Source organism: Pseudarthrobacter linnaei, from assembly GCF_055412825.1.
In genome coordinates this window covers 91724-107632 of sequence record NZ_JBVAYX010000001.1, presented here as the reverse complement: position 1 = coordinate 107632, position 15909 = coordinate 91724, and the positions used below count along the sequence as shown (strand labels likewise).

Genomic DNA, 15909 nt, shown 5'->3' with positions numbered 1-15909 from the left:
GGAATTCTGCGGCGGGGCGGTGCCGCGCTGGGGGCGGGATTTTCCTGCCTCCGATCTTAGCGCCCGGTGCCGTCCGCGTTTGGGCGGCTCTCCCGTTGGTGAGAGAATTGCAGTAAGCCTTGGGAGCGTGATCTGACAGCCTTGACACTCAAAAACCGACCCGGTGTACCTGTGCCCGGGAGCCCGGACGCACCGTCCGGTGATTCCGAGGTTCACAGCATCACGGACGCTGCCGCCGCGCACTCGGAAGAGATGCGCCAGCGGATGATCAAGTACGCCGTGGCGATGGGAATCCGCATGGTGTGCCTGGTCCTGATTTTTGTGGTGGACGGCTGGTTGAAGATCCTTCCGGTCATCGGGGCCGTGTTCCTGCCCTGGGTTGCCGTCATCATCGCCAATGGAAGCGACACGGCGGAAGTGCATTCCGACTCGCTGCTGGATTCCGCGCCGCTGGCCCAGCTCGATGCGCCGGCCGCCGGGCCGGACGCCGGACCGGACGCCGGCGGTGGCGTGGTGCCGGAAGACCCGTCGATGACCTTGCTGCAGGGCGAACTCGTCGATGAGGATGGCTCCCCGGCGGCGGCCCGCGGAGGTTCCGGCGTCCCGGAATCCCCGGACGTTCCGGAAGCCCCGGAAGCCCCGGAAGTCCCCGGCGGACACTCGGCTGATGACACCGGCCGGGGACGGGCCGCGTCATGAACCTTTTTGACCTCACCGGGAACGGCGGGGGTGCCGGACCGGCGGAAGCCGTCTGCTCCCGCAAAGCGTGCCGGAGCAGCGCCGAATGGCAGCTGCTTTGGAACAACCCGAAGATCCACACCCCCGATCGGCGCAAGATCTGGCTGGCCTGCGGAGAGCACCGGGCCTGGCTCGAGGACTATCTGCAGACCCGCGGGCTCTGGAAGGACACCGTGGCATTAAACCCGGCAGGCAGGGCAAGCTGAATGTACCGTTTTCTTTTCTCCAGCAAGTGGCTGGGGTATCTGTTGCTGGCCGCGATTTTTGCTGCGGCGTGCGTCGGACTGGGCCGCTGGCAGATGGACCGCCGGGCCGAGACGCTCGCCGAGATCAACCGGGTCACCTCGAACTACTCCGCTGCACCCGTGCCGTTCGCTGAGGTCAAGGACCAGTTCAGCTCGCTGGCGGCGGAACGCGAGTGGACCCAGGTGGAGCTCAAGGGCAGTTACGACGTCGCCGGGCAGCGCATCGTCCGCAACCGCCCGCTCAACGGCCAGCCTGGCTATGAGGTCGTCGTCCCCTTTAAGGTGGTCACCGGCGAGACCGTCGTGATTGACCGCGGCTGGCTGCCGATCGGCAACAACAATCCGGGCAGCCCCGACGCGGTTCCTGCGCCCCCGCAGGGGGCCGTGACCGTCGTCGCCCGGCTCAAACCCGCCGAGCCCGGACTCCAGCGCGGCGCCCCGGACGGACAGCTGGCCTCGATCGATCTCGCCGGCTACTCCGCGGAGCTGGGCTACCCCCTCCTGACGGGCGCCTACGGGCAGCTGGCCTCGGAAAGCCCGGCAGCAGCGGACATGCCCTTCCCGTTCCCCAAGCCCTCCACCGAAGAGGGCACCCACCTGTCCTACTCGCTGCAGTGGTTCGCCTTCGGCGTGCTGATGTTCATCGGCTTCGGCTACGCGGCCCGTCAGCAGGCCCGAAACGCCGCCATCGACGCCGAGGACGCCGAAGCCCAGGCCGGAGACGGAGGCCCCGCCGCCGTCGTTATGCACTCCAGCGGCCCGGTGGCCCGCCGGCGCCCTGTCCCCCGCAAGCGGAAGAACGCGACCGCGGAGGAAGAGGAAGACGCGATCCTGGACGCCCAGGGGTTCTGAGGAATGTCCGCCGTGGTCCCGGAACCCGTGGCCCGGGTGAAGCACGCGCTGAACGCGCTCGGCGCCGAGGACACCGTCACGGTGTTCGCTTCGACGGTCCCGACGGCGGCCGCGGCGGCTGCGGCGCTGGGCTGCGAGGTCGCGGCGATCACCAACAGCCTCGTGTTCGACCTTGAGGGCGCCCCGCTGCTGATCCTGGCCAGCGGCGCCGCCAGGGTCGATGTCCGGAAGGTCGCCGCGCAGCTCGGCGCCGGAAGAATCCGCCGAGCCTCCCGCGAGTTCGTGCTGGAGCACACCGGCCAGGAAGTGGGCGGCGTGGCCCCGGTCGGGCATCCGGAGAAAATCAGGACGCTGTTGGACGAATCCCTGAAAGCCCATGCGGTCCTCTGGGCCGGGGCAGGAGACCACCACTCGATGTTCTCCATCAGCTTTGGCGATCTACGGAGAATCACCGAGGCCGAGGAAATGCCCGTCCGCTAGCCCCACTGACTCGCAGTTGTGGCCCATTTTGGGCTGGGTGACAACGGCCCCTGCTGCGAGTCCTTGGGTGGCCCTACGCCAGCGTAATGAGGTCCAGGTAGTCTTCGTTCCAGTGGTCCTCGATGCCGTCCGGCAGCAGCACAACGCGCTCCGGATTCAACGCCTCAACGGCACCTTCATCGTGGCTCACTAGGACCACGGCGCCGGTGTAGTTGCTCAGGGCCCCAAGGATTTCGGCGCGGCTGGCGGGGTCGAGGTTGTTGGTGGGCTCATCGAGGAGCAGCACGTTCGCACTCGAGGCCACGATGGTGGCCAGGGCCAGGCGGGTCTTCTCGCCGCCGGACAGCACACCGGCGGGCTTGTCGACGTCGTCGCCGGAGAACAGGAACGAGCCCAGGATGTTGCGGACCTCCGCGTCGTTCATGTCCGGGGCGGAGGAGCGCATGTTCTGCAGCACGGTCCGGTCCACATCGAGCGTCTCGTGCTCCTGGGCGTAGTAGCCGACCTTGAGGCCGTGGCCCGCGACGACCTGGCCGGTGTCGGGCTTGTCGACGCCGGCGAGCATCCGCAGCAAGGTGGTCTTGCCCGCGCCGTTGAGTCCCAGGATGACCACCTTGGAGCCGCGGTCGATCGCGAGGTCAACGTCGGTGAAGATCTCCAGCGAACCGAAGGACTTGCTGAGGCCGTCCGCTGTGAGCGGGGTCTTGCCGCACGGCGACGGATCTGGGAAGCGCAGGGCTGCCACGCGGTCGGTCGCGCGGACGGCTTCGAGGCCGCCCAGCAGGCGCTCGGCACGCTTGGCCATGTTCTGCGCGGCGACGGCCTTGGTGGCCTTGGCGCGCATCTTGTTGGCCTGGTCGAAGAGGACCTGGGCCTTCTTCTCCGCGTTGGCTCGCTCCCGCTTGCGGGCACGCTCATCGGTTTCGCGCTGCTGGAGGTAGCGCTTCCAGTCCATGTTGTAGAAATCGATCTGCGCACGGTTGGGATCCAACAGGAACACCTTGTTCACGGTGGCCTCCAGCAGTTCCGTGTCGTGGCTGATCACGATCAGGCCGCCCTGGTGGTTCTTCAGGAATTCGCGCAGCCAGGTGATGGAGTCGGCGTCGAGGTGGTTCGTGGGCTCATCGAGGAGCATCGTTTCGGCGTCCGAATACAGGATGCGCGCGAGCTCCACGCGGCGGCGCTGGCCGCCGGACAGGGTCTTGAGCGGCTGGTTCAGCAGCCGGTCCGGGAGGGCGAGGTTGGAGCAGATCGCTGCGGCCTCGGCCTCGGCAGCGTAGCCGCCGGCAGCCAGGAATTCGGACTCGAGCCGGTCGTACCGGTTCATCGCCTTGCGCTGGACCTCGGCGTCGTCGCTGGCCATGTCCTCGTGGGACTGCCGGAGTTTGCCGACGGCGATGTCCAGGCCGCGGGCGGACAGGATCCGGTCTCGGGCCAGCTGTTCCATGTCCGGGGTCCGGGGGTCCTGCGGCAAATAGCCGATCTCGCCGCTGCGGGTGACCTTTCCGCCGGCGGGCTGGCCTTCGCCGGCGAGCACCCGGGTGAGCGTGGTCTTGCCTGCACCGTTACGGCCCACAAGGCCGATCTTGTCTCCCTTGTCGATCCGGAAGCTCACCTGGTCCATAAGGAGGCGGGCGCCGGCGCGCAATTCGAGATCCTGGACGGTAATCAATGCAGCTAAGGCCTTTCACAACAGGGAACGCCGCGGCACAAAGGTGGTAGCTGAAGGGGGCCGGGGCAGGGTGGCCGAGAGAACGGCCTCCCTAAGTCTACCGGCCCAGCCTGCGCCCGCTGACAAGTGCCCCGCCGGCTGGAGGAAACCAGGGACGACGGCGGTGCCGGACGTGCGCCGCCCGGCACCGCCGGAGGCCATTGGTGCGGCCCTCCAGTTGCCGGGCCCCCGGTTAGTGGAGCCCCTACAAAAAACCCGTCCCGGCATGCTCGTAAGGTCAGAAGCAGAACCGATTCACTCGCGATAGGAACTCCCCATGACGCAGACCAAAGGCAGCACACCCGCCACCCCCGCCCGGCAGCGGAACCGCTGGAACGCCACCGACCTCGGACTGATCGCGGTCTTCGCCGCGCTCGTGGCCGGCTCCGCCCTGATTGCCGCCATTCCGGTGGCCGGGATGGGGGTTCCCATCACGGTGCAGACGCTCGCTGTGATGCTCACCGGCCTGGCCCTGGGCCCCGGCAGGGCGTTCGCCGCCGTCGGGCTCTACGTTCTCCTCGGTCTCGCCGGGCTGCCGATCTTCAGCGGCGGTCGCAGCGGGCTCGGGGTCCTGGCCGGCCCCTCGGCGGGCTACATCATCGGTTTCGTCCTGGCCGCGGCGGCGGCGGGCTGGCTGACGGTCCTCGTGCTGCGCCGCACAGCGGGCCGTCCCGGCAGGCTGCGCGCGGTCCTGCTTTTCGCGGCCGCGATGGTGAGCAGCATCATCTTCGTCCATGGCCTTGGCATCCTCGGCATGATGGTTAACGCGAAGCTGGACTTCTCAAAGGCGTTCCTCGCGGACCTGGTCTTCTACCCGGGAGATGTGATTAAGAACGTGCTCGCCGTGACCATCGCCCTGGCCCTGCACAAGGCATTTCCGGATCTGCTGATCCGCCGCATCCCGGCCGGGGCCGGTGCCCCGGCCGGCAGGCCCGCTCCCCACGCAATGGTGGATCACCGGCCGTGATTCTCATCGCGCTGGACCGGGTTGCGGTGCGGGTGGCTGTTGACGGCCGCCCCGCGCCGAAAACCCTGCTCTCGGAGCTGACCCTGCGGCTCACCGAGCAGCGGATCGGCATCATCGGCGCGAATGGCTCCGGCAAGTCCACCCTGCTGCGGCTCCTCAACGGACTCGTGCTGCCCAGCAGCGGGACCGTGACGGTGGACACGTGGGACACGGTCCGCTCGGTACGGGAGGTGCGCCGGCGCGTCGGTTTCGTCTTCACCGACCCGCTGTCCCAGCTGGTCATGCCGACCGGGAGGGAGGACGTGGAACTGTCGCTGCGCCGCTCGGTCCGGAACGCCCGCGAACGCAGCCGCCAGGCGGAGGCAACCCTGGACCGCTTCGGGCTGCTGCCGCTGGCCGACCAGAGCATCTACGAGCTCTCCGGCGGGGAACGCCAGCTCCTGGCCCTCGCCGCGGTCCTCGCCGTGGACCCGGCGGTGCTGGTCCTGGACGAGCCGTCCACCCTGCTGGACCTGCGCAACCGGGAGCTGCTGCGCCGGACCCTGGCCGGACTGAACCAGCAGCTCATCCTTTCCACCCACGACCTTGAGCTCGCGCTGGACCTCGACCGGGTCCTGGTGGTCGACGCCGGCGCGGTGGTGTTCGACGGCGGGCCGGCCGACGCCGTCGCGCATTACCGTGCGCGGTGTGCGGAGGGGCTCCCGCCTTGCGGGGCAGCGGCGGACGCGGCACGGCAGGGGCGGCCGCAGCAGCAGGATCCGCAGCGGGCGCCGCGGGACCCGGGGCAGCGGTGAGCGGCCACGGGTTCCTGCTGGCCAACTACGTGCCGGGCGACTCCCTGCTGCACCGTGCGCCGCTGTGGCTGAAGTTCCTGCTGGTCGTCGGCTGCGGCATGGCGTCGTTCCTGATTGTGGACTGGGCCGTGGCCGCCGCCGCCCTGGCCGTAATGTGCGCCCTGTTCCTGTTCAGCGGGGCGGGTGTAGCGCGGCTGTTCCGGGCGGTCCGGCCCGTGCTGCCGGTGCTGGGGGCGATCGGGCTGTTCCAGTGGTGGCAGGTCGGCGGCCCGACCGCGGCGCGGATTGTGCTCAACGTCATGGTCTGTATTGTGGCGGCGTCGATCCTCACGGCCACCACCCCGGTGCAGCGTCTGCTCGACGGTGTGGCTTCCCTGGCGAAGCCGTTCCAGCGTCTCGGTGCGGATCCGGAGCGCTTCGCTCTGACCATCGCCATCATGCTGCGCAGCATCCCCTTCATTGCCGGCGCCTACAGTGACGTCCGCGATTCCGCCCGGGCGCGCGGGCTGGAGCGCAACCCCCGGGCCCTGATCCTGCCGGTCTTCATCACCACCGTGGCCTTCGCCCGGCAGACCGGCGACGCCCTCGCCGCCCGCGGCCTGGGCGAGGCCGAGAGCGAGGAGCATGCCCCACCGGCCACCCCCGCCACGGGACATGTTCTCCCCTGACCCCGCGGGATCACGGGACATGCGCTCCGCAGGGCGCGGCTTCGGGACATATGCCCACTGTGTCCACCGGCCCGGCCCAACGATGGGCATGTCCCCCGCTGGCGTGTTGCGGGGCTGAGCTCCCAAACCGAGGGACCACTGGACATGCGCTCCGCAGGGCGCGGCTACGGGACTTATGCCCCCTGTGTCCACTGGCCCGGCCCAACGATGGGCATGTCCCCCGGTGGCGTATTGCGGGGCTGAGCTCCCAAACCGCGGGACCACGGGACAGGCCCTCCGCAGCGCGCGGCGACTGGACCTAAGCCCACGGTGTCCGCTGGCCGGACCCAGGGCTGGGCATGTCCCCCGGAGCCCGGAGCCAGGAGTCAGACCGGGCTAGGCGAAGCTCCGGTACTCCAGCAGCGCGGCGGTCCCCATGCCGCCGGCGATGCTGATCAGGGCCAGCGCCAGTTGCCCGTCGGCCGGGCTGCGGCGTGCCTGGGCCAGCAGCCGCGTGACGAGTACGGCGCCGGACGCCCCGTAGGCGTGCCCCAGGGCCAGCGCGCCGCCGTCGACGTTGGCGCGTTCCGGGGCGATGCCCAGTTCGTCCAGGCACGCAATGGTCTGGGATGCGAATGCCTCATTGAACTCGACGAGACCCAGCTCCGGGGCCGCAACGCCGCTGTGTTCGAGCAGGCGCCGGGCCGCACGGGCAGCCCCGATGCCCAGCAGCTGCGGGTCCACGCCCGCCGTGTCTGTGCCCCGCATGAGCAGGCCGTCGCCGGCTCCCAGCCCGCGGGCGCGTTCCACCGAGGTGATGACGACGGCGGCGGCACCGTCCGCGTCGAAGCAGGAGTTCCCGGCGGTGACGGTCCCCCCAGCGGCGAACACCGGAGCGAACCGGGCCAGCACGGCGGCGGTCAGCCCGCGGCGCGGCCCGTCGTCGGCACTGACCGTATGGGAGCCGTCCGGTCCGGACACACCGGGCAGCGGGACGATCTCGGCGTCGAAATAGCCCGCGGCGGCGGACGCCAGCGCGCGCCGGTGGCTGCGCAGCGCCAGCGCGTCCTGCCGTTCCCGGCTGACGCCGAAGCGTGCGGCTACATTTTCGGCGGCCACACCCATGTCCGGATCGCCCAGGCCCGGGGGTGCGAACTGCGCCCGCGCGAAGAATTCCGGGGCCCCGCCGGCATCCCGGCGGGCCCGGAGCGGTGCCGTGCTGATGCTCTCCACTCCGCCGGCCAGGTACACGCCGCCGCCGCCGGCGGCCACGAGCCGGGCGGCCAGGGCAATCGCGTCGAGCCCGGACCCGCACTGCCGGTCCACTGTGAGGCCGGGGACGCTGACCGGCAGGCCTGCCTCGAGGGCCGCGAGCCGGGCTACGTTCCCGCCGCCGCCGGCGGCGTTGCCGATCACCACATCCGCCACCGACGCCGGGGCCACACCGGTGTCGGTGAGCAGGCGGCGGAGCACCGGGGCCAGCAGTTCATGGGCGTTGAGGGTTTTCAGGGCGCCGTTGGCGCGGCAGATCGGGGTGCGCCGGGCGGCGATGATGACCGGCTGACGGTCGTCGGGAAGACTGCGCGGATGGGCCTCAGCCAAGGCGCTGGATCCGGGGGTCGCTGCGGGCAATCCAGTCGAGCAGCAGACCCCTGCTGAGCTTGCCGCGGTCCGTCAGGGGAAGTTCGGCCAGGGCGAAGTATTCCAGCGGCCGTTTGGTGCGGGCCAGCGCGTCCTCGACGCCCGCCCTCAGCTGGGTGGCGGTCACCCCGCCGAGCGAGGGAACAATGCCCGCGACGACCTTCTGGCCGCGCAGATCGTCCGCGAGGCCCGCGGCCACGGCGGCGGCCACACCGGGGACTGAGGCCAAAGCCAGCTCGACCTCATGCGGGTAGACGTTGGTTCCGGCGGTGATGATCATGTCCGAGCGGCGGCCCAGCATGTGCAGGGTCCCGCCGTCGAGGTAGCCCTGGTCCCCCACCGTGTGCCAGCCGTCGAAGCTTTGCAGGGCCTGGCCGTCGTCGCCCCAGAGGTAGCCGTCGCTGACCATGCCGCTGCGGACGCAGATGTTGCCGTCGGTGCCGTCCGGCAGCCGGGCCCCGCCGTCGTCGAGGATGCGGATCTCGACGCCGGGAAACGTGGTCCCGATCCCGGTGCCGCGCTGGTCCGGCTGCTGCGCGGGGGCGAGGCCGGCACCGGAGACGAAGCTGAGCTCCGAGGCGCCGTAGTACTCGAAGATGGTCGCGTTGGGTGCCCAGCGGCGGGCGGCTTCCAGGGTCCGGGCGTCCAGTTTTGACCCGGCGCAGATGATGCTTCGGATGCCCGAGGCGTCGACCCCGCCGCTAAGTCCCCGTTCGCTGAGGATCCGGAGCATCGTGGGGACAAGGACCAGCCGCGTGATGCCGTCGTGGCTGACGGCGGCGTGTGTGTCGCCGACGTCGAAGCCGGCCAGGGTGTGGAACTCCGAGCCGGCGTAGAGGCATTCGGCCAGGGCATAGAGGTTCAGGCTGGCCGCGAGGGGCCCGGGCGCCAGGGTCCGGTCGTCCGCGGCCAGGCCAAAGAATTCCACCGACGCGTCGAAGGACAGCTGCCAGGACCGGCGCGAGCGGGTGAAGGCTTTAGGGACAGACGCGGTACCGGAGGTCAGGCCGATCAGGAACGGGGTGTCCGGGAGCCCGTCGACGAGTCCCGGACCGTCAGCAAGGTCCGCGACAGACGCGGCGACAGGCGCGGGAACGACGGTCCCGCGGATCCGGTCCCTGATGCTGTCCTGCAGCGGCTGCGGCCACGTCGGGTCCAGCACGGCGCATTGCCGCTCCCCCGCGACGGCGGCCGCGAATGCTGCAGCGAAGTGCAGCGAGTTTTCCTCGGACAGCACGGTCACTGCGGGGGTACCCGGCACCAGGCCGGCGGCGGTGTCCCGCAGCTCTTCCCAGCTCAGGCGCTGGCCGGCCACGACGACGGCGGTCCCGTCGGGGCGGTGATCGGCCCAGCGCTGGAGTCTGTCGAGAAATGGCATCAGACCAACTTTACCGGCCCGGGGCGGCCCGAAAGGGGGGACGCGATATTGTGACAGCATGAGTTTCAATGACAACGTCCAGCTGGACCCCTCGCAGGTCCAGGACCGGCGCGGCATGGGCCGCGGCGGAAAAGTCGGGATCGGCCTCAGCGGCGGCATCATCCTGCTGATCGCTTCCCTGCTCGGCATCAACCCGGGCCTGCTGGAAGACCTGGCCGGCAGTACGCAGGACCCAGGATCGCAGGGCCAGGGCACCGCCCCGGCCTGCACCAGCGGCGCCGACGCCGACGCCCGGCTGGACTGCCGGATCGTGGGCACTGTGAACAGCCTCAACGCCTTCTGGCCGGCCTACCTCGCCCAGTACGACAGGCAATACCCGCAGCCCGAAACCGTGATCTTCACCGGAGGCACCAACACAGGCTGCGGCGCGGCGACGTCGGAAGTAGGGCCGTTCTACTGCCCCGCCGACACCACGGCGTACTTCGACCCGGGATTCTTCCAGGAACTGGTGGACCGCTTCGGCTCCTCCGGCGGACCGCTGGCGCAGGAGTACGTGGTGGCCCACGAGTTCGGCCACCACATCCAGAACGTGCTTGGGAACCTCGATCAGGCCCAGCAGGATCCCCAGGGGCCGGAATCAGGGGCGGTCCGGGTCGAACTCCAGGCTGACTGCTACGCCGGGCTGTGGGTCCGCTACGCCACCACCCAGGAGGACCCCAAGACCGGGCTGCCGTTCCTGGATCCGCTGACGGAGAAGGACCTGCAGGACGCCCTGTCCGCGGCCTCGGCCGTCGGCGATGACCGGATCCAGCAGGCAGCGACAGGGCGGGTCTCGCCCGAGTCCTGGACGCACGGGTCCAGCGAGCAGCGGCAGAAGTGGTTTTACCAGGGCTACACAACCGGCGACATCAACAAGTGCGACACCTTCGGCGTCGCCACTCCCTAAACCCGTCCGCTGCTCCATAACTGCCGTTCTGACGGCCCATAAGGGCAGTTACGGAGCAGCCGATTCCACTCAGGACGACGACGGCGGACCCACCTCATCGAGGTGGGCCCGCCGTCGTTTGTGCCTCAGGGAGGCGGTGCTAGATGTTGAAGCCCAGCGCGCGCATCTGGTCGCGGCCGTCCTCGGTGATCCGCTCCGGACCCCACGGCGGCATCCATACCCAGTTGAGGCGCCATTCGTCGACAACCCCGTCCAGGGACTTCCCCACCTGCTCCTCGATCACATCGGTGAGCGGGCAGGCGGCCGTGGTGAGCGTCATGTCGATCAGCAGGGCGCCGTCGTCGTCCGAGTACTTCAGGCCGTACAGCAGGCCCAGGTCAACGATGTTCACGCCCAGTTCGGGGTCGATCACGTCCTTGAGTGCTTCTTCGACATCCTCGAGGCCCGTACGGGCCACATTGAGTTCGGTCATTGCCAAGTCCTAACTAGGCCTGTGCTGCAGCGGACGCCGCAGCGATGGTGGCTGCGCCGGCGCCGGTGGCGTAGCGGTCGTAGCCTTCTTCTTCGAGGCGGTCGGCGAGCTCCGGGCCGCCCTCTTCCACTACCTGGCCGTCAACGAACACGTGCACGAAGTCCGGCTTGATGTAGCGCAGGATCCGGGTGTAGTGCGTGATGAGCAGGGTGCCCATTTTGCCCTCGGAGTGGGCGCGGTTGACGCCCTCGGAGACAACCTTGAGCGCGTCGACGTCCAGGCCCGAGTCGGTCTCGTCCAGGACTGCGAACTTGGGCTTGAACAGCTCCAGCTGAAGGATCTCGACGCGCTTCTTCTCGCCGCCGGAGAAGCCCTCGTTGACGTTGCGCTGGGTGAAGTCGGCGTCGATGCGCAGCTGCGCCATGGCGGCCTTGACGTCCTTGGTCCAGGTCCGCAGCTTGGGTGCTTCGCCGTCAATGGCCGTCTTGGCGGTCCGCAGGAAGTTCGTCATGCTGACGCCGGGAACCTCGACGGGGTACTGCATGGCCAGGAACAGGCCGGCGCGGGCGCGCTCGTCCACGCTCATCGCCAGGACGTCTTCGCCGTCCAGCGTGATGGTGCCGGAGGTGACGTTGTAGCGCGGGTGCCCGGCGATGGTGGACGCCAGGGTGGACTTGCCGGATCCGTTCGGGCCCATGATGGCGTGTGTTTCGCCGGTCCGGATTCTCAGGCTGACGCCCTTCAGGATTTCCTTCGTGCCCTGCTCGGTGTCAATGCTGACGTGCAGGTCCTTGATCTCAAGAGTAGACATATGCCTTGTTCTCCTCTGCGCCGTGCCCTCCGGCACGGTGCGGTTTCTTGTCGATAAGTTCTGTTGTGCGGGTTGCCGGCTGCGGGCAGCTAGCTGAAATTCGGGGCCTCGGCGCCGTTCAGGACGTTGGTGAAGTCCACGTAGACCTCGTCATCCAGGACGGTCACAGCGAAGACGGGCACAGGATCATAGGCCGGCAGCTGGAGCGGCTCGCCGCTACGCAGATCGAACTGGGAGCCGTGGCCCCAGCACTCGATCTTGCAGCCTTCCACCTCACCCTCGGAGAGGGAGATGTCCGCGTGCGAGCAGGTGTCGCCGATGGCGTGGATCTCGCCCATCGAGTCCTTCACGATCGCGACAGGGTAGTCGTCGATCAGGATCCGCAGCGCCTGCTTGAGGTGGATCTCACTGGCGTTGCAGACGAGCTCGCCTTTTGGCTGTTCAGTCATGAAAGGTTTCCGTGTTCTCTGGTGCTGCGCACTAGTTGTCCGTGGCCGCGAGTTCGCGCTCGACCGCGGCTGTGAGGCGCTCCTCGATGGCGGGAACCCTGATCTGCTGGATGATCTCGTTCAGGAAGCCGCGGACCACCAGGCGGCGGGCCATTTCTTCCGGAATGCCGCGGGCCATCAGGTAGAACAGGTGCTGGTCGTCGAACCGTCCGGTGGCGCTGGCGTGGCCGGCGCCGGCGATCAGGCCGGTTTCGATTTCCAGGTTCGGCACCGAGTCGGCGCGGGCGCCGTCGGTGAGGACCAGGTTGCGGTTGGCCTCATAGGTGTCGGTGCCTTCTGCTTCCTTGCGGATCAGGACGTCACCCACCCAGACGGTGTGCGCGTTGCGGCCCTGGAGGGCGCCCTTGTACAGGACCCTGGACTTGCAGTTCGCGACGGCGTGGTCCACGAAGAGGCGCTGCTCCAGGTGCTGGCCGGCGTCAGCGAAATACAGGCCAAACAGCTCCACTTCAGCGCCCGGGGCGGTGAAGCGGGCCGACGGGGTGACGCGCACGAGGTCGCCGCCGAGGCTGACGACGATGTGCTTGAACTTGGCGTCGCGGCCGAGCTTCGCCTGCTGGGAGGACGCATGCACAGCGTCGTCGGTCCATTCCTGGAGCGAGATGACGGTGAGCTGCGCGCCGTCCTCCACCAGGATCTCGATGTTCTCCGACACGACCGCGGTGCCCTGGTGGTCCAGGACCACCACGGACTTGGAGAATTTCTCCGCGATGATCACCACGTGCTGGGCGGAAGCCTCGGTCCCCTGGCCGGTCAGCAGGACGCTGACCTCGCCGTCGACCTGGACCTCGGCCGGGACCGTGATGACGGTGGCTTCGGTGAAGTTCTCCCAGGCGTTCGCGGAGACCCGGTCCTCGGGGATCGCTGCGGAGCCGATCCGGCGGTCATTCCGGCCGACGGTTTCGACGGTGACGCTGTCCGGGGCGGTGACGCTCACGGACGGTGCGGCCCCGTTGAGGACTTCGGTGTGCAGGCCGCGGAGGCGCTTGAGCGGGGTGAACCGCCAGTCCTCCTCCATGCCGGTCAGCGGCTTGAAGTCTGCCAGCTTGAAGGAGGTCAGGCGTCCGGCGCGTGAGCTGTCCGGAACGCCGACGCCGCCGCCGTGCGAGTGGCGCTTGACGGCTTCGCCGGCGAGCGGGGACTTGGACTCTGCGGCGTTCAGCGGTGAAAGGCTTTCGCCTTCCTCGGTGAAGCCGTTGATGAACGGCTTGGCTGAGGGCGCGCCAATGCGGGCCTTTTCAGTAGTGATGTCAGTCATTAACCGACCGATCCTTCCATCTGCAGTTCAATCAGGCGGTTCAGCTCGAGGGCGTATTCCATCGGCAGTTCACGGGCAATCGGCTCGATGAAGCCGCGGACGATCATCGCCATGGCCTCGTCTTCGCGCATGCCGCGGGACATCAGGTAGAACAGCTGCTCTTCGCTGACGCGCGAGACCGTGGCCTCGTGCCCCATCGTGACGTCGTCCTCGCGGATGTCGATGTACGGGTATGTGTCCGAACGGCTGATGGTATCCACCAGGAGCGCGTCACAGCGGACCGTGTTGGCCGAGTGCTTGGCGCCTTCGCGGACCTGGACCAGGCCGCGGTAGGCGGCGCGGCCGCCGCCGCGGGCCACGGACTTGGACACGATCGAGCTCTTGGTGTTCGGCGCGATGTGGACCATTTTGGAACCGGTGTCCTGGTGCTGGCCTTCGCCCGCGAACGCGATGGACAGGGTCTCGCCCTTGGCGCCCTCGCCCACGAGGTAGACGGCCGGGTACTTCATGGTGACCTTGGAGCCGATGTTGCCATCGATCCATTCCATCGTCGCGCCCTCTTCGCAGATGGCGCGCTTGGTCACCAGGTTGTACACGTTGGTGGACCAGTTCTGGATGGTCGTGTAGCGGACGCGGGCGCCCTTCTTCACGATGATTTCCACCACAGCGGAGTGCAGTGAATCCGAGGTGTAGATCGGCGCGGTGCAGCCTTCGATGTAGTGGACGTAGGAGTCCTCGTCCGCGATGATCAGCGTGCGCTCGAACTGGCCCATGTTTTCCGTATTGATGCGGAAGTAGGCCTGCAGGGGAATGTCCACGTGGACGCCCTTGGGGACGTACACGAAGGAACCGCCCGACCAGACGGACGTGTTCAGCGAAGCGAACTTGTTGTCGCCCACCGGGATGATGGTGCCGAAGTACTCCCGGAAGATCTCCGGGTGCTCGCGCAGCGCGGTGTCCGTGTCCAGGAAAATGACGCCCTGCTGTTCCAGGTCCTCGCGGATCTGGTGGTAGACGACCTCGGACTCGTACTGGGCGGCCACACCGGAGACGAGGCGGCTGCGCTCCGCTTCCGGGATGCCCAGCTTCTCGTAGGTGTTCCGGATGTCCTCGGGGAGGTCTTCCCAGGTGTTGGCCTGTTTTTCCGTGGACCGTACGAAGTACTTGATGTTATCGAAGTCGATGCCGGAGAGGTCGGCACCCCAGGTCGGCATGGGCTTGCGGTCGAAGTACTTCAGACCCTTGAGGCGCAGGTCCAGCATCCACTCCGGCTCACTCTTCTTGGCCGAAATGTCGCGGACCACGTCCTCGTTGATGCCGCGGCGTGCGTTGGCTCCGACGTCGTTCTTGTCGGACCAGCCGTACTCGTAGGTTCCGATTCCGTGGAGCTCGGGATTCTTTTCCAGAATCTCCGAAATCACAGTGGATTCAGCAACCTTTTTCTCTGATAGTTGGTCCGTCATCACGGCCTTTCTTGCAGATGGTTGGATACTTCGTCCAGACTGCCCGGGGTGGTTGCGGGGCTGTGAGGCCCTCTGGCCGCCGGACGGCCTGTAGGTATGTGGGTGGTGCAGACGTGCCCGCCGCGTGCCAGCGTGGAGAGCCGGCGGACGTCGACGCCGACCAGCCGGGAGAACACGTCGGTCTCGACGTCGCAGAACACCGGGAACTGCGCGGCCAGTTGCTGGATGGGGCAGTGTCCCTGGCAGAGTTGGACGCTGGAGAGCGCCGCAGGCAGCGGCGCCTTGGCCTGGATCGACGTGGTGGAGGCCACAAAACCGTCGCGGCTCAAAGCCTCGGACAGCGCCCGGGCCCGGGCAGTGATATCCGGGCCGGCGGCGTCGATCTCCGGCGCGTAGCGGCGTTCCATCTCCCCGAAGCGTTCGACGGCGAACTGCCGCACGGCGTCGGGCCCGGCCGTTTCGCCGAGACGCTGCAGGGCCAGGGTGGCAATGTCCAGGTAGTCGTTGCCCAGCGTGGACTGGCCCTGGGAACTGAGGACATAGCGGCGGGCCGGGCGCCCAGCACCGGCACCGGCACGGGTTGCGCGTTTGACCTCAATTACGCCGCTGCGTGAGAGGTGGTCCAGGTGCCGCCGGACAGCGGCGGGCGTAAACCCCAGCAGGTCGCCGAGTTCGGCGGCGCTGATGGGGCCGTGTTCCAGTACTGCGTTCAGCACGCGGTCCCGGGTGCGTTCTTCGGCGTCGGCCGCCGGGAAAGCGGCGGCCGCCTGGGCTGCCACGGATCCCGCTGGCCCCGCCGCGGCGGACGACGCCGCACGCAGGCGGCCGCGCCCGGCAGGCGCGACAGAAGTGGAGGGGCTCATGGAATACACAACACAATCATGTCGTAATTTAGTCCCGCAGGCCAGTAAGGCATGGCTATCCTCGGCCCCCGGCGGGAGTGGCAGTCCGGAGCCGACGCCGTGCGCCGTTCCCCGGCCCGGCTCCGGCAGCCGGC

At 68.4% G+C, this 15909-nt stretch carries 16 protein-coding genes and 1 pseudogene; 8 read left to right on the top strand and 9 right to left on the bottom strand.

Annotation, left to right across the window (positions count from 1 at the left end):
- Positions 1-141: 141 nt before the first annotated feature.
- From ACZYZ3_RS00465 to ACZYZ3_RS00450, 4 genes and pseudogenes are all read left to right on the top strand, one after another.
- A pseudogene (locus tag ACZYZ3_RS00465) lies at positions 142-588 on the top strand (DUF3099 domain-containing protein); the annotation flags it as partial.
- Between the two features lie 107 nt (positions 589-695).
- The gene (locus tag ACZYZ3_RS00460) at positions 696-944 is read left to right on the top strand and encodes a hypothetical protein (protein WP_463961909.1); all 249 of its coding nucleotides are present in this window, start codon (positions 696-698) and stop codon (positions 942-944) included.
- Entirely contained in the window at positions 945-1835 is an 891-nt protein-coding gene (locus ACZYZ3_RS00455) for an SURF1 family cytochrome oxidase biogenesis protein (RefSeq protein WP_463961908.1), read from the top strand.
- 12 nt (positions 1836-1847) lie between these two features.
- Entirely contained in the window at positions 1848-2315 is a 468-nt protein-coding gene (locus ACZYZ3_RS00450) for a YbaK/EbsC family protein (RefSeq protein ID WP_463961907.1), read from the top strand.
- Positions 2316-2388: 73 nt separating this feature from the next.
- On the opposite strand, the gene ACZYZ3_RS00445 is transcribed toward ACZYZ3_RS00450, so the two are convergent.
- Positions 2389-3987: an ABC-F family ATP-binding cassette domain-containing protein gene (locus ACZYZ3_RS00445; RefSeq protein ID WP_463961906.1), complete on the bottom strand. Its 1599-nt coding sequence runs from the start codon at positions 3985-3987 to the stop codon at positions 2389-2391.
- 316 nt (positions 3988-4303) lie between these two features.
- Here ACZYZ3_RS00445 and ACZYZ3_RS00440 point away from each other — a divergent pair, with 316 nt between their 5' ends.
- Genes ACZYZ3_RS00440 through ACZYZ3_RS00430 form a run of 3 tightly spaced genes read left to right on the top strand, consistent with a single transcriptional unit; the run spans position 4304 to position 6455 of the window.
- Complete coding sequence (locus tag ACZYZ3_RS00440) at positions 4304-4993, top strand: biotin transporter BioY (RefSeq protein WP_463961905.1); 690 nt, start codon at positions 4304-4306, stop codon at positions 4991-4993.
- A complete protein-coding gene (locus ACZYZ3_RS00435; RefSeq protein ID WP_463961904.1) occupies positions 4990-5787 on the top strand; it encodes an energy-coupling factor ABC transporter ATP-binding protein in 798 nt (265 codons plus the stop codon). Before ACZYZ3_RS00440 ends, ACZYZ3_RS00435 begins: the two co-directional genes overlap by 4 nt.
- Positions 5784-6455: an energy-coupling factor transporter transmembrane component T family protein gene (locus ACZYZ3_RS00430; protein ID WP_463961903.1), complete on the top strand. Its 672-nt coding sequence runs from the start codon at positions 5784-5786 to the stop codon at positions 6453-6455. Before ACZYZ3_RS00435 ends, ACZYZ3_RS00430 begins: the two co-directional genes overlap by 4 nt.
- 375 nt (positions 6456-6830) lie before the next feature.
- Here the strand turns inward: ACZYZ3_RS00430 and ACZYZ3_RS00425 are convergent, their stop codons facing one another.
- Together ACZYZ3_RS00425 and ACZYZ3_RS00420 are read right to left on the bottom strand one after the other, a co-directional pair.
- Positions 6831-8036, bottom strand: a complete 1206-nt coding sequence (locus tag ACZYZ3_RS00425) for a thiolase family protein (RefSeq protein ID WP_463961902.1) — start codon at positions 8034-8036, stop codon at positions 6831-6833.
- Complete coding sequence (locus ACZYZ3_RS00420; RefSeq protein WP_463961901.1) at positions 8029-9453, bottom strand: class I adenylate-forming enzyme family protein; 1425 nt, start codon at positions 9451-9453, stop codon at positions 8029-8031. The genes ACZYZ3_RS00425 and ACZYZ3_RS00420 overlap by 8 nt, the downstream gene beginning before the upstream one ends.
- A 58-nt stretch (positions 9454-9511) precedes the next feature.
- On the opposite strand from ACZYZ3_RS00420, the gene ypfJ reads away from it, so the two are divergent.
- Positions 9512-10399 carry a KPN_02809 family neutral zinc metallopeptidase gene (ypfJ, locus tag ACZYZ3_RS00415; RefSeq protein WP_463961900.1) on the top strand — a complete coding sequence of 296 codons (888 nt, stop codon included), beginning with the start codon at positions 9512-9514 and terminating at the stop codon, positions 10397-10399.
- A 139-nt stretch (positions 10400-10538) separates the two neighbouring features.
- On the opposite strand, the gene ACZYZ3_RS00410 is transcribed toward ypfJ, so the two are convergent.
- From ACZYZ3_RS00410 to ACZYZ3_RS00385, 6 genes are all read right to left on the bottom strand, one after another.
- Positions 10539-10871, bottom strand: a complete 333-nt coding sequence (locus ACZYZ3_RS00410; RefSeq protein ID WP_459317961.1) for a metal-sulfur cluster assembly factor — start codon at positions 10869-10871, stop codon at positions 10539-10541.
- A 13-nt stretch (positions 10872-10884) separates the two neighbouring features.
- Complete coding sequence (gene sufC / locus ACZYZ3_RS00405) at positions 10885-11682, bottom strand: Fe-S cluster assembly ATPase SufC (protein ID WP_463961899.1); 798 nt, start codon at positions 11680-11682, stop codon at positions 10885-10887.
- Between the two features lie 89 nt (positions 11683-11771).
- On the bottom strand, positions 11772-12131 hold the full coding sequence (locus ACZYZ3_RS00400) for a non-heme iron oxygenase ferredoxin subunit (protein ID WP_463961898.1): 360 nt from the start codon (positions 12129-12131) through the stop codon (positions 11772-11774).
- A 31-nt stretch (positions 12132-12162) separates the two neighbouring features.
- The gene (gene sufD, locus ACZYZ3_RS00395; protein ID WP_463961897.1) at positions 12163-13449 is read right to left on the bottom strand and encodes a Fe-S cluster assembly protein SufD; all 1287 of its coding nucleotides are present in this window, start codon (positions 13447-13449) and stop codon (positions 12163-12165) included.
- Positions 13449-14912, bottom strand: coding sequence for a Fe-S cluster assembly protein SufB (sufB, locus tag ACZYZ3_RS00390; RefSeq protein ID WP_463961896.1), 1464 nt, complete (start codon positions 14910-14912; stop codon positions 13449-13451). The genes sufD and sufB overlap by 1 nt, the downstream gene beginning before the upstream one ends.
- Positions 14912-15775 carry a helix-turn-helix transcriptional regulator gene (locus ACZYZ3_RS00385; protein ID WP_463961895.1) on the bottom strand — a complete coding sequence of 288 codons (864 nt, stop codon included), beginning with the start codon at positions 15773-15775 and terminating at the stop codon, positions 14912-14914. Before ACZYZ3_RS00385 ends, sufB begins: the two co-directional genes overlap by 1 nt.
- Between the last annotated feature and the right edge of the window lie 134 nt (positions 15776-15909).